The 12,760-nt window shown below is 65.1% G+C and carries 13 protein-coding genes and 1 tRNA gene; 6 read left to right on the top strand and 8 right to left on the bottom strand.

Going from position 1 to position 12,760, the window contains the following annotated elements; translation table 11 throughout:
• Window positions 1–75: 75 nt before the first annotated feature.
• Window positions 76–675, bottom strand: a complete 600-nt coding sequence (locus tag IVA74_RS02025) for a TetR/AcrR family transcriptional regulator (protein WP_247339364.1) — start codon at window positions 673–675, stop codon at window positions 76–78.
• Window positions 676–785: 110 nt separating this feature from the next.
• On the opposite strand from IVA74_RS02025, the gene IVA74_RS02020 reads away from it, so the two are divergent.
• Window positions 786–1,163: a tautomerase family protein gene (locus tag IVA74_RS02020; protein WP_247339363.1), complete on the top strand. Its 378-nt coding sequence runs from the start codon at window positions 786–788 to the stop codon at window positions 1,161–1,163.
• Between the two features lie 10 nt (window positions 1,164–1,173).
• Here the strand turns inward: IVA74_RS02020 and IVA74_RS02015 are convergent, their stop codons facing one another.
• Window positions 1,174–2,145: a GTP-binding protein gene (locus IVA74_RS02015; protein ID WP_247339362.1), complete on the bottom strand. Its 972-nt coding sequence runs from the start codon at window positions 2,143–2,145 to the stop codon at window positions 1,174–1,176.
• 3 nt (window positions 2,146–2,148) lie between these two features.
• The gene (locus IVA74_RS02010; protein ID WP_247339361.1) at window positions 2,149–3,639 is read right to left on the bottom strand and encodes an amidohydrolase family protein; all 1,491 of its coding nucleotides are present in this window, start codon (window positions 3,637–3,639) and stop codon (window positions 2,149–2,151) included.
• Between the two features lie 774 nt (window positions 3,640–4,413).
• Here IVA74_RS02010 and IVA74_RS02005 point away from each other — a divergent pair.
• Window positions 4,414–5,115, top strand: a complete 702-nt coding sequence (locus tag IVA74_RS02005; RefSeq protein ID WP_247339360.1) for an SEC-C metal-binding domain-containing protein — start codon at window positions 4,414–4,416, stop codon at window positions 5,113–5,115.
• Between the two features lie 251 nt (window positions 5,116–5,366).
• Window positions 5,367–6,392: an alpha/beta fold hydrolase gene (locus IVA74_RS02000; protein ID WP_247339359.1), complete on the top strand. Its 1,026-nt coding sequence runs from the start codon at window positions 5,367–5,369 to the stop codon at window positions 6,390–6,392.
• A 94-nt stretch (window positions 6,393–6,486) separates the two neighbouring features.
• On the opposite strand, the gene IVA74_RS01995 is transcribed toward IVA74_RS02000, so the two are convergent.
• Window positions 6,487–6,561, bottom strand: a tRNA-Glu gene (locus IVA74_RS01995).
• A gap of 57 nt (window positions 6,562–6,618) precedes the next feature.
• Complete coding sequence (locus IVA74_RS01990) at window positions 6,619–6,963, bottom strand: hypothetical protein (RefSeq protein ID WP_247339358.1); 345 nt, start codon at window positions 6,961–6,963, stop codon at window positions 6,619–6,621.
• Here IVA74_RS01990 and IVA74_RS01985 point away from each other — a divergent pair.
• The 3 genes from IVA74_RS01985 to IVA74_RS01975 all read left to right on the top strand — a co-directional run bounded on the left by IVA74_RS01985 (window position 6,962) and on the right by IVA74_RS01975 (window position 9,618).
• Window positions 6,962–7,969: an RluA family pseudouridine synthase gene (locus tag IVA74_RS01985; RefSeq protein ID WP_247339356.1), complete on the top strand. Its 1,008-nt coding sequence runs from the start codon at window positions 6,962–6,964 to the stop codon at window positions 7,967–7,969. The genes IVA74_RS01990 and IVA74_RS01985 overlap by 2 nt on opposite strands.
• Before the next feature lie 219 nt (window positions 7,970–8,188).
• Window positions 8,189–9,088: an RNA polymerase sigma factor RpoH gene (gene rpoH / locus IVA74_RS01980; RefSeq protein ID WP_247339355.1), complete on the top strand. Its 900-nt coding sequence runs from the start codon at window positions 8,189–8,191 to the stop codon at window positions 9,086–9,088.
• 188 nt (window positions 9,089–9,276) lie between these two features.
• Complete coding sequence (locus tag IVA74_RS01975; protein ID WP_247339353.1) at window positions 9,277–9,618, top strand: hypothetical protein; 342 nt, start codon at window positions 9,277–9,279, stop codon at window positions 9,616–9,618.
• A gap of 4 nt (window positions 9,619–9,622) precedes the next feature.
• Here the strand turns inward: IVA74_RS01975 and IVA74_RS01970 are convergent, their stop codons facing one another.
• The 3 genes from IVA74_RS01970 to IVA74_RS01960 all read right to left on the bottom strand — a co-directional run bounded on the left by IVA74_RS01970 (window position 9,623) and on the right by IVA74_RS01960 (window position 12,710).
• A complete protein-coding gene (locus IVA74_RS01970; RefSeq protein WP_247339352.1) occupies window positions 9,623–10,261 on the bottom strand; it encodes a peptidoglycan recognition family protein in 639 nt (212 codons plus the stop codon).
• A 37-nt stretch (window positions 10,262–10,298) separates the two neighbouring features.
• Window positions 10,299–11,510, bottom strand: coding sequence for a GGDEF domain-containing protein (locus IVA74_RS01965; protein WP_247339351.1), 1,212 nt, complete (start codon window positions 11,508–11,510; stop codon window positions 10,299–10,301).
• Between the two features lie 588 nt (window positions 11,511–12,098).
• Complete coding sequence (locus IVA74_RS01960; RefSeq protein WP_247339350.1) at window positions 12,099–12,710, bottom strand: LysE family translocator; 612 nt, start codon at window positions 12,708–12,710, stop codon at window positions 12,099–12,101.
• Window positions 12,711–12,760 lie beyond the last annotated feature (50 nt).

The raw sequence follows: 12,760 nt of genomic DNA, 5'->3' as shown, positions 1-12,760 counted from the left end.
GCGAGCCGGAATATCAGTTGGTCGCGCGCGCTGCCTTGCGCGGCCTGCTGCATCGCGCTCGCTTTCTGCTGACACCTAGCGGCCCATTTTGTCGAGCACGAGATCGATGGTGTGGGCGGCGATCTTGCGCAGCTGCGGCTCGTCATCGAAGGCACGCTCGATTACGGCGAGGCCGCGCGTCACGGTGATGATGTGCAGCGCTGCGGCCGCGGGGTTGCCGCTGAATTCGCCGCGCTTTGCGCCCGCCGACAACGCATCCTGAACCAGAGCGGTGATGCGCGAGATGAGGTTCGCGAAGGCCTGGCGCGCGTCCTCATCCAGCCCCTCGCCTTCGGCCGCGCCGAGCTCCATCAATCCGCGCGTGGTCGGGCATCCCCGCGGCGGTGAGCCGGAGCGGAAATTGGTGATGGTCGAGTCAAAGAACGCGGTGAGACGCTTGCGCAATGAGCCCGTACCGAGCGCCTTTTGCAAGGCAATGAGATAGTCGCCCGCATAGCGCTCATAGGCCAGGAGGAACAGCGCCTCTTTGCTGCCGAAGGCGTTGTAGAGGCTACCGCGCTGGACACCGGCGTCGCGCGCGATGTCCGACAGCGAAGTGCCGCGCACGCCCTTGCGCCAGAACTGATCGAACGCGATGCGCAGGACATCGTCGTGGTTGAACTCGCGCGGCCTCAAGCTTCGCTCCTGTCCGGTATATTTGACACGGTGTCAAAAACATGCATTCTAGACGCTGCGTCAAAAACAAATTGGGGCCGACGCCCCCTTTCGTCAATGAGGAACTCGCGATGCCTCTCCTTCATATCTCGATGCGCGCCGGAAAGCCGGAAGCTTACCGGCAGGCGATCCTCGACGGCCTTTACCGCGCCATGCGCGAGGCGCTGAACGTGCCGGAAGGCGACGAGTTCATGACCATCAGCGAACATGCCGCCGCAAACTTCCGCTGCGGCAATGCCTACGACGTCAAGCGCAGCGACGACGCCGTGCTGATCCAGATCACCGTATTCGCCTCGCGCACTCCTGAGCAGAAGAAGGCCCTGTACCGGCGGATCGCGGACCTGCTCGGCGAAAATCCGGGCATCCGTCCCGAAGACGTGTTCGTCAACGTGCTCGATGCGCCGGCAGAGAACTGGTCCGTCGGCCACGGCGTCGCGCAATTCGCTTGAAGCGCCAGCTTCACCGATCCGCAACGCACGTCTCCATGATTCCATCGAGCTCCGCTTTCGAGAGCACCCCGAGTTCGGCGATGAAGACGATCCGCGCGCGCGGCACGCCTTCGGCCGGCGCATCGCAGGGGGCGAGCGCGGCATCGCCGGGGGCGAGCGCGGCATCGCCAGGGACGAGCGTGGCGCGGCCGGCGGCGAATTGAAACAGCATCTGGCGCCCGGGCTGCTCGACGGTCTCGAACAGGCCTTTTGCCCGCGCGAGTTTTGGCGCCAGCTTGCCGATCGCCTTTTGCAAGCGCGGCAGCGAGAGCGGTTGGTCCGAGGTCCAGCTCAGCGTTTCGAAGCGCTCTTCTGCCGGCCGGCGCGGCCCGGGATCGCGCGGCGCGGACGCGCGATCGACGGTCGCGGGGAACAGCAGCGCGGACGGAATCTCGCCGTGCGGCGCGTCGACCACCACGGCGGGGACGCGCTGCGCGCGGATGGCCTCGCGCATCCGCCCGCCCGCGCCCTCGTCCGCCAGATCCAGCTTGCTCAACGCCACGATGTCGGCAACGCGCAATTGCGAACGCTGAAGCGCATCGTCCAGGGCGGCCAGCGGTGTCGCCGCATCCATCACGCAGAGCACCGTTTCGAGCGGCGCCTCGCGCAGGATCACGGGATCCATCAGGTTACGGACGATGTCGGCGGGATCGGCGACGCCGCTGGTCTCGATGACGATGTATTCCGGTTTCGGATCACGCCGCAGCAGCGTCGAGAGCGTGCGCAGGAGGTCGCCTTGGAGCGAGCAGCAGATGCAGCCATTGGCGAGGCTGACCACGCCGTCGCTCGCGCCGGCGATCAGCTCGGCATCGATGTTGATCGCCCCGAAATCGTTGACGATTGCGGCGATCCGCCGCCCCTCCGCATGCGCCAGCAGATGGTTGACGACAGTCGTCTTGCCCGCTCCCAAAAAGCCTGTCACCAGAAGAATGGGGACCGGCATGGGTCAGCCCTCGACAACGGTGCGGCGCACGGGCCGGCCGGGCCGCGCGGCCACGTCCAGCACACCATCTGTGATCAGCGGCTGGCCGCTGACGATCAGATGCCGCACACCTTCCGAGGGACGGTTCATCGCCGTGAACGTGGCGCGGTCGCTGAGCTTCTCGTAGTCGAACACGACGATGTCGGCATCGGCGTCCTTCGCAAGCCTGCCCTTGGCGCGCATCGCCGGCGTGCTCTGCGACAGGATCTCCGCCGGGATCAGCGCGCATTTGCGCACGCCTTCCAGCAGCGACACGGTCTTGCGCTCGCGCACCCATTCGCGGATGAATCTCGTGAAGCAGCCGGCCGAACGCGGATGCGAGGTGGCGTCATCCGGCAGCGGCCAGGCATCGCCGGTGTAGGTCTTGCCGTCCGAGGTCGTCCACGGCATCGCGTCGGAGGCGATCGCGCCGCCGGGATAGAGCACCGACATGTCGAGGAGGTCGCGATGATGCGCGTTGTTCTCGGTGTCGAGGATGTGCCACAGCACCAGTGAAGACGGTTCTTCGGCCTGCGCCTTCAAGAGCTCCTCGCGATCGCTAAAGCGATGGCCGTCGGTGACCCGCTGCACGGAATCGTAGCCGGTGCCGTTGCGCTCGACGAATTCGGGGTCGCTGAAGAAGGCAGCCGCCAGCACGGTCGAGCCGGTGCCGTACGGATAGGCCTCGACCGTGATGGGCAGGCCCTGCGCCTGCGCTTTCGCGATCAGCACGCGGCAGCGCTCGACATCGGTCTTGCTCGACGAGTTGAAATGGCAGATGTGCATATGCGCGCCGGTGGCGCCGGCATAGCCGATCAGGCGAATGTAGGCTTCCGCCGCGCTCTCGGGGTCGACGCGCGACATGTAGGCGACGTGGGTGAAGGTCGGCACGTCCTGCGCAGCCGCGAGCTGGCAGACCGCGGTCAGCTCCTGCACGCCGGCGCCCGGCGCGTAGGCGTTGAGGATGCCGATACCGATGCCGCCCTCGTTCAGGCCGCGTGCGAGGCGCTCGAGGATGCCGGCGACCTCCGCATCGCTCGCCACGTTGTCGATCCAGCGACGATCGCGCATGGCGTTGCCGAACGCCTCCAGCGAGCTTTCCGCGTTGGAGCCGGTCATCGCGCCGATGCGCGCAAAGGCCCAGTTGGCGGCGGCGCCATAATTCAGCACGCGTCCCTTCCGCGCCTGGCGCTCATACCAGGACCCGACCGGCAGCACGCCTGCTTCGAGATCGAGCGTCGTCGTCACGCCGTCGAACGCCTGCATGCGGTCGGCCGGGATCGACTGGCCATGTGCGTGCAGATCGATGAAGCCGGGGGCGACCACGAGCCCGGTCGCGTCGATCACGCGCTCGGCCCCGCCGAGCGAGGAGCCGACCGCGGCGACCTTGCCGTCCACCACCGCCACATCCCCGATGGCGTCCATTCCGCTGGCGGGATCCACCACCCGGCCGCCAGAGATCACCAAGCCGCTCATATCGTCACTCCCTCCACGCTGAATTCGCATCAAGGCAGATTCCGGAAGGTACGACCACCTCCACCGATGCCGACGCATCATGCTCGCAAGGGAGGTCAATTCACATGCGCGTCGCAGACACGCGCTCGCAGTCTCGCGGCAGGTTTGCCCGAGCTATGCTTCTCGCTTCACCCCTCTCGAAAGAAAGGGCGCAGGGAAGACCGGGCGCCGGCTGGCACCCATAAAAACCCCTATGCGAACTGATTGCACACGCAATGCACAGGGGAGACACAGGGCAGCCGAGACCAGGCCTTCCCTGCGCGATGGTTTGACGGCCTATACCGCGCTCTCCCCGGAGACGAGTTCCTTCTTGCCTCCGTCACCCCCGCGAAATCCAGGGTACCGCGCCGGTTGACGCGCTGACGCCTTCGCAAAGGCTTGACCGTAGCAACGACGGCCAGGACCACACGGTTTCGCCGTACGCAGGCTGCCTTGCGTCGCCAAAGGGTCCGCAAGACCTGAGCGCCGTCCGTCTATCGCGGTTCGTACCATGCTCACGAGGTTCATCTCGCCCTGCACGCACAAGCCCGCCTTTAACGCCGCCCGCGTCCACCGCACTCCAGCCCGCGTTCGTGACGACGTACGACCGCCCCTTTGCTGGGCTGGGATGGGCGAGAGATACGCCAAATCAGAATTTCGGTAAAGTGGAATATTTTTGTGAGAAGGGGTTGACGGCGATCGGGGTGTTTTGCCCGTCAGGCAGTTGGCGCCTGGAGAACAGGACGGCAGCGTTCCGTGATCACAACCGCGCAATGGCGGCCGCGGGGCTGCTGCGCGATCGGCCGGGGAGTTGCTCGGCTCGCCACCGGCGCGCATATTGTCTCTTCGCTTGGCAGAGCATTTTTACGGTCGACCCGGTCGCTGGTGTTCGCAATGATGAATTCAAACAAGGTGGGACGAAACGATCCCTGCCCCTGCGGCAGCGGCAGGAAGTTCAAGAAGTGCTGCCTCATCTCGCAAAGGCTGGACGAGCCGTCATCCGGATTGCCCCAAGTCGATGCGCAGGCCCCGGACGTTGCCGGGTGGCCGCAGGAAGATGAAGCGATGCTGGAGTATGATCCATTCGTGGAGCCGGACCCGGATCAGTGGCTTGCGCTGGACGAGCAGGAACAGATTGATCTCGTCGTCGCGTACCACCGGCGCGCCGGGATCCGCTTTCCGCGCGAGCAAGCGCATGCCATCTTTCACGCCATCGTCGAGCGCCAGATTGCCGATACCGAGCTGCCGGTGCGCGGCACGGCCGAGCGGCTGATGTCCGAAGGGCTCGACCGCCACGAAGCCATTCATGCGATCGGCTCGGTGCTTGCCGCTCACATGCACGATCTGATCCACGGAGCCGAATCGGGCAGCGACCCCGACACGAGGTCCGATCCGAACGAGGCGTATTTCGCCGAGCTGGAAGCTCTGACCGCGGACGATTGGCTTCAGTCCGGCTGATCAGCCCGTCAATACAGTCGGGCTGGAATGGCGCTCCCTGCCGGACGTCAGCGAGTCCCATCCAGACGCCGCGCTTCGACCTCGAAACGGCCGAGAGTGCTCGCACCACTGATGAGGAAAATCAGATCCAACGGAGCGGTAAGAGACCATGCAACCGACAGCGAAGCGGCTCCGCCGTCTTCTCGCCCCCATTGTCAGCCAGGGAATTGGCGGGGCGGCGTTACGGTGGGCGAAGTTCCCAAAGGTTCCGTGTGATCATCCAACGTCTCCTGCAACGCGACTCCGGTCATTCTGTTTCGCGCCGCGCTCTGCTCGGCGGATTTGTGTCGGCGGGAAGTGCCCTCGCGCTCGGCGGATGCGCCGGCCTGGGTGCGACCGGCGCGCGCTTCGACGCGTCATCGCTCTCCATTGATCCAACCTTGCTCGTCGCCACCACACGCAAGCCCGCGAACGGCGCTCGCACGAAACCCTGGTTCGGCCCGGAGCGCGCGACCAACATGACGGTCGCGCGGGCGAAGCTGGGGGCGCCGGACGAGAGCCGACTTTCTCTCGCCTCGGTCGGACTTGGCGATTGGCGCCTCGACCGGGTCGAACCGGTGTCGGTCGACGTTGGCGATCTCGTTGCGCAGACCGGCGGCGGCGACGTGCTGATCTATGTGCACGGCTTCAAGCAGACATTCGAGACGGCGGTGCTCGATGCCGCACATCTCTCCGACGGGATCAAGTTCCGCGGCCGGACCATGGTGTTTGCCTGGCCGTCCAAGGCAGGGCTGTTCGATTATGCCTATGACCGCGACAGCGCGATGTGGTCCCGCGACGATTTCGAGCGCGTGCTCTCTGCGCTGGTGTCGGCTCCAGGCGCCGGCCGCGTGCACATCGTTGCGCATAGCATGGGAACCATGCTGGCGCTCGAAAGCCTGCGTCAGCTCTATGCGCGCTACGGCGACACGGTGACGGGCAAGATCGGCGCGGTGGTGTTTGCCGCGCCCGATATCGACATGGACGTGTTCTCGTCGGCGATCCACCGCATCGGTCCGCTTGCCGGCAAGATCACCGTGATCGCCGCGACGAACGATCGCGCCCTCGCGCTGTCGGGACAAATCGCAGGTGGAATGACCAGGGTCGGCGCCGCCGAGAAGGCCGTCATCGCGCAGCTCGGTGTGCGCGTGGTCGATGCCTCGCAGGAAGGCTGGGGCCTCATCAACCATGATCTGTTTCTGTCGAATGCGGAAGTGCAGCGGGTGATCCGCCGCTCGATCGACGGCACGACCGCGTGAGAGGGCGCCCGCGCCGAGCTTGTTCCTGCGTACGCTCGTTGCGGCTTCAGGCGGCAAAACGGCCGGGTTTGGACTGCCCAGTCTCGTACGCGAATGGCGCTCCCTAGGGGAATCGAACCCCTGTTTCAGCCTTGAGAGGGCCGCGTCCTAACCGCTAGACGAAGGGAGCGTGAGCGCTAGCCAATAACCTCGAAATTTGTCCGCCGCAAGGACCCGAATGGGCCTTTTACGGCTCATTGGCGAATTTCAGCTTTCCGGCCGGCTTCAAGGTGTGGGCGTCGAAGGCGCGGATCTCGATGACCCCGCCGACATCGAGCGTGACCACGAGGCGGTCGCCGGCAACCCCGGTCGAGACGATTCTGGCGCCCTTCGGCAGGGTGGCGGTGACGTCACCTGCCGGCTCGGGTGCCCTTCCCTCCGACTTGAAAAGGCGGTAGCCCACCGCGATCAGCACGGCGCAGATTGCCAGCGCCGTGGTCAACCCCGCGATCAGCATCATCCGCCGCACCCGCGCGAAAATCGCGGCCTGCTCGGGGCTCGGTTCGGGAACAGCGGTATCAGACGTCGTCATGGAAAATTCAGGCTCTGCGCAAAGGTTGGAGGTTGTCGTCACCGGCGACGAGGACTCGACCCGGCTCGACCGCGTGCTGGCGGCGCACCTCGCCGACCTGTCGCGATCGAGACTGAAAGCCCTGATCCTGGCGGGCGCGGTGAGCCTCAAGGACGCCGCGATCCGCGACCCCGCTTATCACGTCGCATCCGGCGATACGATCACAATCGACGTGCCGGAAGCAGTCTCGCCGGAGCCGAAAGGCGAGGATATCGCCCTCGACATCGTGTTCGAGGACAACGACATCGTCGTCCTCAACAAGCCCAGGGGGCTGGTGGTGCACCCCGCGGCGGGCCACGAGACCGGCACGCTGGTGAACGCGCTGATCGCCCATTGCGGAGGCTCGCTGTCGGGCATCGGTGGCGTGCGCCGGCCCGGCATCGTGCACCGGCTGGACAAGGACACCACGGGGCTGATGGTGGTCGCCAAGAACGACCTCGCGCATGCCTCGCTCACCGCGCAATTCGCCGATCACGGCCGCACCGGGCCGATGCGGCGCGGCTACATGGCGTTCGCGTGGGGGCTGCCCGGCCGCCATCGCGGCACCGTTGATGCGCCGATCGACCGCCATCCGCATGCGCGCGAGAAGATGGCGGTGCGCCAGGGCGGCCGCGAGGCCGTGACGCATTGGGAGCTTCTGGAGAGCTTTGCCGGGCGGGACGGCAAGCCGATCGCGGGCCTGCTCGCCTGCGAGCTCGAGACCGGGCGCACTCACCAGATCCGCGTCCACCTCGCCCATATCGGCCATCCCCTGCTGGGCGACGGCGTCTACGGCCCGCACTTCAAGACCAAGGCGAACCAGCTCGGCCCCGAGTCGCAAGCAGCGCTGGCCGCCCTCGGACGGCAAGCCCTGCACGCTTATTTGCTGGTATTGGAGCACCCCAGGACTGGAGAATTACTCCACTGGGAGACGCCGCTGCCGGAGGATTTGCTTCTCCTCCAGGGAGCCTTGAAAGCGGCGCTATGACGCAGGCAGTTTCAGAAAACCCTTACCTTACAAAAAGTTATAGCTGCCACACGGGGACGTGACGTCAGCAATCCTTCCCTTTTTGCCCCCCGATGGGGTATATTGCGTCTGCGTTGGAAATGACCAACGCGGAACATCGCAGCTACGACCGGCTTTAACAAAGCGGTCGTCTGCCTGGCCCGCCGCTATCGGGGGCCTGAACCTTTGGAGGGCTTAACTATGGCCCGTACCGCTGCACTGCCGGTCCTTAATGGAGAATCCGGCCTTTCCCGTTACCTCGGCGAAATCCGCAAGTTCCCGATGCTGGAACCCCAGCAGGAATACATGCTCGCCAAACGCTGGCGCGAGCACGATGATCGCGACGCCGCACATCAACTCGTCACCAGCCATCTCCGGCTCGTGGCCAAGATCGCCATGGGCTATCGTGGCTACGGCTTGCCGATCTCCGAGGTCGTCTCGGAAGGCAATGTCGGCCTGATGCAGGCGGTGAAGCGGTTCGAGCCCGAGAAGGGCTTCCGTCTCGCCACCTACGCCATGTGGTGGATCAAGGCGTCGATACAAGAGTACATTCTGCGTTCCTGGTCGCTCGTGAAGATGGGCACCACCGCGAACCAGAAGAAGCTGTTCTTCAACCTGCGCAAGGCGAAGAGCAAGATTTCCGCGCTGGACGAAGGCGATCTGCGCCCCGACCAGGTGGCAATCATTGCCAAGCGTCTCGGCGTCACGGCTCAGGACGTGGTCGACATGAACCGCCGCCTCGGTGGCGACGCGTCGCTCAACGCTCCGATCCGCGACGACGGCGAAGCCGGAGAATGGCAGGACTGGCTGGTCGACAATTCGCCCAACCAGGAAGCCATGCTGGCCGAGCACGAGGAATATGATCACCGCCGTGACGCCCTCAATGGCGCCATGGGCGTGCTCAACCCGCGCGAACGCCGCATCTTCGAGGCCCGCCGCCTCGCCGATGAACCGATGACGCTGGAAGACCTTGCCGCCGAGTTCGGCGTGTCGCGCGAGCGCGTCCGCCAGATCGAGGTCCGCGCTTTTGAAAAGGTGCAGGCCGCGGTCAAGGGCACGATCGCAAAGGCCGAACAGGCCGCGCTGGAAGCCGCGCTCTAAGCGAGGTTGCTCCGGCGCCAGAGATTGGCGGATCGACAAGAGACAGAAAGCCGGCGGCAACGCCGGCTTTTTTGTGTGTGAGGTGCAGCATGTTCTTGGAGGCGCGGGGCCAGGCACCTTGAACCCGCACTGCCGGTCGGCCGACCAAAAACATCGGACCGACAGCATCAAGAGAACGGACACGCACTGTGTCGATCATTTTGCAATCTACCGTGGGCGGGTTTTCCGCCCAGTTCATGCGCAAGTTGCCGCTGGTCGAGCAGGCGATGCGCGACCACGGCCTCGAGCCGTCGGAGTTCGTGATCTCGAAGGACTACGCCTCGACCGCGACGATCCCGATCATGGGCCCGTTCTTCTTCAATTACAGCGTCTTCTTCGGCGAGGAAGAATTCACCGTCACCGAGCCGAACGACATGGTGTTCCTGGATTACTTCATCAACCGCGTGCTGGCGGCGGATGAGCCGCCGCAATTGCCGCGGCGGCCGGGATTGATGCGGCGGCTCTTTGGATGGATGTCGGAGCCGGTGTAGCTCGTCACTCGCCCCTAAATTCTTTCCCCCAAGTCCTCGCCAGCGTCGCGAGCCAGCAGCCTTCGCAATAGCGCGCGTCCTTGTAGTCGATCCAGTTGTGCGCATAGACGTGGTCGAGCGGAATGCCGTAGCGCGCGCGCAGGATTTGGACGAGGATCTTCCACGCGGCGACCTGCGCCGCGGTCGGGCCGGTCGTGACGTCGGGATAGTTGCCGGCGAACTCGACGCCGATCGAATTGTCGCGCACCACCTGGCGATAGGTCGGCTTGTTGTCGATGTACTTGTTGTCGTTGCGGTTGGCGCCGTCGCCATGGGTCGGCACCAGATTCTCCGCCACCGCCCAATAGACCGTGCCATCGGTTTCGACCCACAATGTGACGCCGCGACGCGTGGGATTCTTCGATTGCGCCTCGGCGCCGCCGCGGGCCGAGCCCGCCGGCCCCTCGGTCTGGTGCACGATGATGTTGCGCCATGGTCTTGCGTTACCGACATCGCCCCATGGCGCCAGCCACACGATTTTCAGGCCGGGAATGTCGGGCGTGCCGGAGGCGCGCGCGAGTTTGGCCAGCTCGGCGTCGGTTGCGTCTGCGGGCGCGATCAGAATGAGAGCGGCGAATACGGCCGCGAGCAGGCGGGAGATCATCGTGCGGGTCCAATGCGGACCAGACATTAGCACGCCCTTACGCGAATTTGCGCAAGGCCTCGCCTGGACCGATCGGCTCAGGCAGGAGCGGCGGCGCCGGCTCGTAGACGGCAAAGTCGTTTTTGCCGTTCTTCTTGGCCGCATAGAGCGCGTGGTCGGCATGCGCGATCAGGCGGTCCGGAAATTGGCCGATGCCGCGATCCCACTGCGCCAGCCCGATCGAGATCGCGATCGGAATGTCGCCCCCGGTGCAGCTGACGGCATCCTGACGACAGACCTCGAGCACGCGGCGGGCGATCGCGGCCGCCTCGCGCAAGGACGACGACGGCAGCACGACGCAGAATTCGTCGCCGCCAGTGCGGGCGAGCATGTCGCCCGGCCGCAGCCGCGTTTGCGCCATCAGGGTGAAATGCTGCAGGCAGGCATCGCCCGCGGCATGGCCATGGGTGTCGTTGATGGTCTTGAAGCCGTCGAGATCGATCACCAGCAGCGAGAACGGCTCGCTGCTGCGCTCCGAGCGGGCGCATTCTTCACCCAGCCGCTGCAACAGATGCCGCCGGTTGGCGACACCGGTGAGATCGTCGAGCAGCGCGAGGTCGGCCACCTCGTTGCGCAGGCGGTCCATCGCCATCAGCAGGAAGCCGAAATTGAGCGTCATCGACAGGAACAGCAGCCCCAGCACCATGACCGCATGAGCCTGGCCGCCGGCGCTCGCCGAGAAATCGCCGCCGAGCAGATTGCCCGCCGTGCGGACCGCGAGGATCGCGATAATGACGAGGATGACGATGCCGGACAACCGGGCGCCCGGGCTGACGCGGCCTTCCGGCGGCGCCAGCAACAGACGCAGCGACAGCACCAGCGGCAGGCCCTGACCGAGCGTGTAGCAGAGCATGCGCAGCGGCATGTGCTCGAAGCCGACCATGAAGAACACGACGCCGGCGAGGCTCAGCGCTCCCGCCGCGGTCATCATGCGCCACGAGACCGGCCGGTGATAGAAGCGTTGGATGCCCATGGCGGCAAGGCAGCTCGCCGCGATGACGCCGGCCGCGCCAAGCAGAAGTGGCAGTGGAGATGCGATGAACAGGCGGATCAGGGCCGTCATCGCGCCGGTCGCACCGATGAAGGACGATGCCATCCAGAACCGCGCGGCTGCGAATTTCGGATAAGAGCGCGTCACATAGGCCCAGATCAGGCCGAGCGCCAGAAAGTTGACGACGAACACCGTCCAGAGTGTCGGCACGTTCAGCATGGCGCGTGCCGCACGCGCTGCGTCGTGCCTTCCGTCCCTGGCAGCCGTCCGTCCATGACCCCGTCCCCGTTTTCTTGCGGGCAACAATGCGGCCGTCGCGCTTAACGGAGTCTCACTGCGAACTTTAAAAGCATGCCTTTGGTTTTGGATTCATGAACGGCCGGCGCGGTTGTCGGATCGTTAGGCATGTCGGCCGCGATGATGCTCCGACGCCGCGATGCGGATTCAAGAACCAAAAGCGCCCGGAAATGCATCTGAGCTGTGGATAACGCAATGACACGGATGTGACAGCGCGGGGCATATGGGCGCGAATCTGCTGAGCTTGTGGTCGAGGATGTTGCGAGGCTGGCCCTCCGCCGAGCATCCCTCGTGTCGCGTTTCACCATTAACCCTGAAGAGGATCCTATGGCTAAGAAAGCGAAGAAGGCGAAGAAGGCGACAAAGAAGAAGGCCAAGAAGGCAGCGAAGAAGAAGTAACGAGGCTTCTTATTTTTTGCCCGGGTGGAGTTCGCTCCGCCCGGGCTTCGGCAGAGGCGAGAGATTGAAGGCGGCGGGCGCGAGGCCCGCTTTTTTATGGGGTGAAGAAAACTACCGCTCGGCGAACGCGAGCTTGGCCCCAAGTGCGGCGAAGCCGGCGGCAAAACTCCGCCGCAGCCAGGCCATGACGCGCGGACGGGAGATGACGCGCTCGCGCACCCAGGCTGCGCAGAGGCCGTAGACCACGAACACGGCAAACGTCATCGCCATGAAGGCACCGCTCAATTCCAGCATCTGCGCCAGCACATGACCCTCGTCCGCCGCGATGAACTGCGGCAGGAAGGCGAGGAAAAAGATCGACAGCTTTGGATTGAGGATGTTGATCAGGAAGCCGGTCACGATCACACGGCCAACCGAACGCTCGCGAATTTGGCCGTCGACCGCCAGCGCGCCGGTCTCGCGTAGCGCCTGCCAGGACATATAGAGCAGATAGGCGACGCCGCACCATTTCAGCGCGGCGAAGGCGAGCGCGCTGGTGTGGAGCACGGCGGCGAGCCCCAGCATCGCGGCAATCATGTGCGGCACGATTCCGAGCGTGCAGCCGAAGGCGGCCGCGATGCTCGCGCGCGAGCCGCGTGTCAGCGCGGCGGCCAGCGTGTAGAGCACGCCGGTACCGGGCGAGGCGACCACGATCAGCGAGGTCAGCAGGAAAGACAAGGTCATGCACAGACCTTATCACCGCATCTCGGGGCAAGAAAGCCGGCCCGCGGGAT

The organism is Bradyrhizobium sp. 132 (assembly GCF_023074185.1).
Lineage (GTDB): Bacteria > Pseudomonadota > Alphaproteobacteria > Rhizobiales > Xanthobacteraceae > Bradyrhizobium.
Note: the sequence above shows the minus strand (reverse complement) of the source record. Positions and strands in the feature narration are given on the sequence as shown.

Excerpts from the sequence above, each read along its gene's own strand:
- IVA74_RS01965 (WP_247339351.1), bottom strand. The coding sequence starts at position 11,510 with ATGCTGAACGTGCCGACACTCTGGACGGTGTTCGTCGTCAACTTTCTG.
- IVA74_RS02015 (WP_247339362.1), bottom strand. The coding sequence starts at position 2,145 with ATGCCGGTCCCCATTCTTCTGGTGACAGGCTTTTTGGGAGCGGGCAAG.
- IVA74_RS01990 (WP_247339358.1), bottom strand. The coding sequence starts at position 6,963 with ATGACGACGTCTGATACCGCTGTTCCCGAACCGAGCCCCGAGCAGGCC.
- IVA74_RS01970 (WP_247339352.1), bottom strand. The coding sequence starts at position 10,261 with ATGATCTCCCGCCTGCTCGCGGCCGTATTCGCCGCTCTCATTCTGATC.
- IVA74_RS02010 (WP_247339361.1), bottom strand. The coding sequence starts at position 3,639 with ATGAGCGGCTTGGTGATCTCTGGCGGCCGGGTGGTGGATCCCGCCAGC.
- IVA74_RS01960 (WP_247339350.1), bottom strand. The coding sequence starts at position 12,710 with ATGACCTTGTCTTTCCTGCTGACCTCGCTGATCGTGGTCGCCTCGCCC.
- rpoH (WP_247339355.1), top strand. The coding sequence starts at position 8,189 with ATGGCCCGTACCGCTGCACTGCCGGTCCTTAATGGAGAATCCGGCCTT.
- IVA74_RS02020 (WP_247339363.1), top strand. The coding sequence starts at position 786 with ATGCCTCTCCTTCATATCTCGATGCGCGCCGGAAAGCCGGAAGCTTAC.
- IVA74_RS01985 (WP_247339356.1), top strand. The coding sequence starts at position 6,962 with ATGGAAAATTCAGGCTCTGCGCAAAGGTTGGAGGTTGTCGTCACCGGC.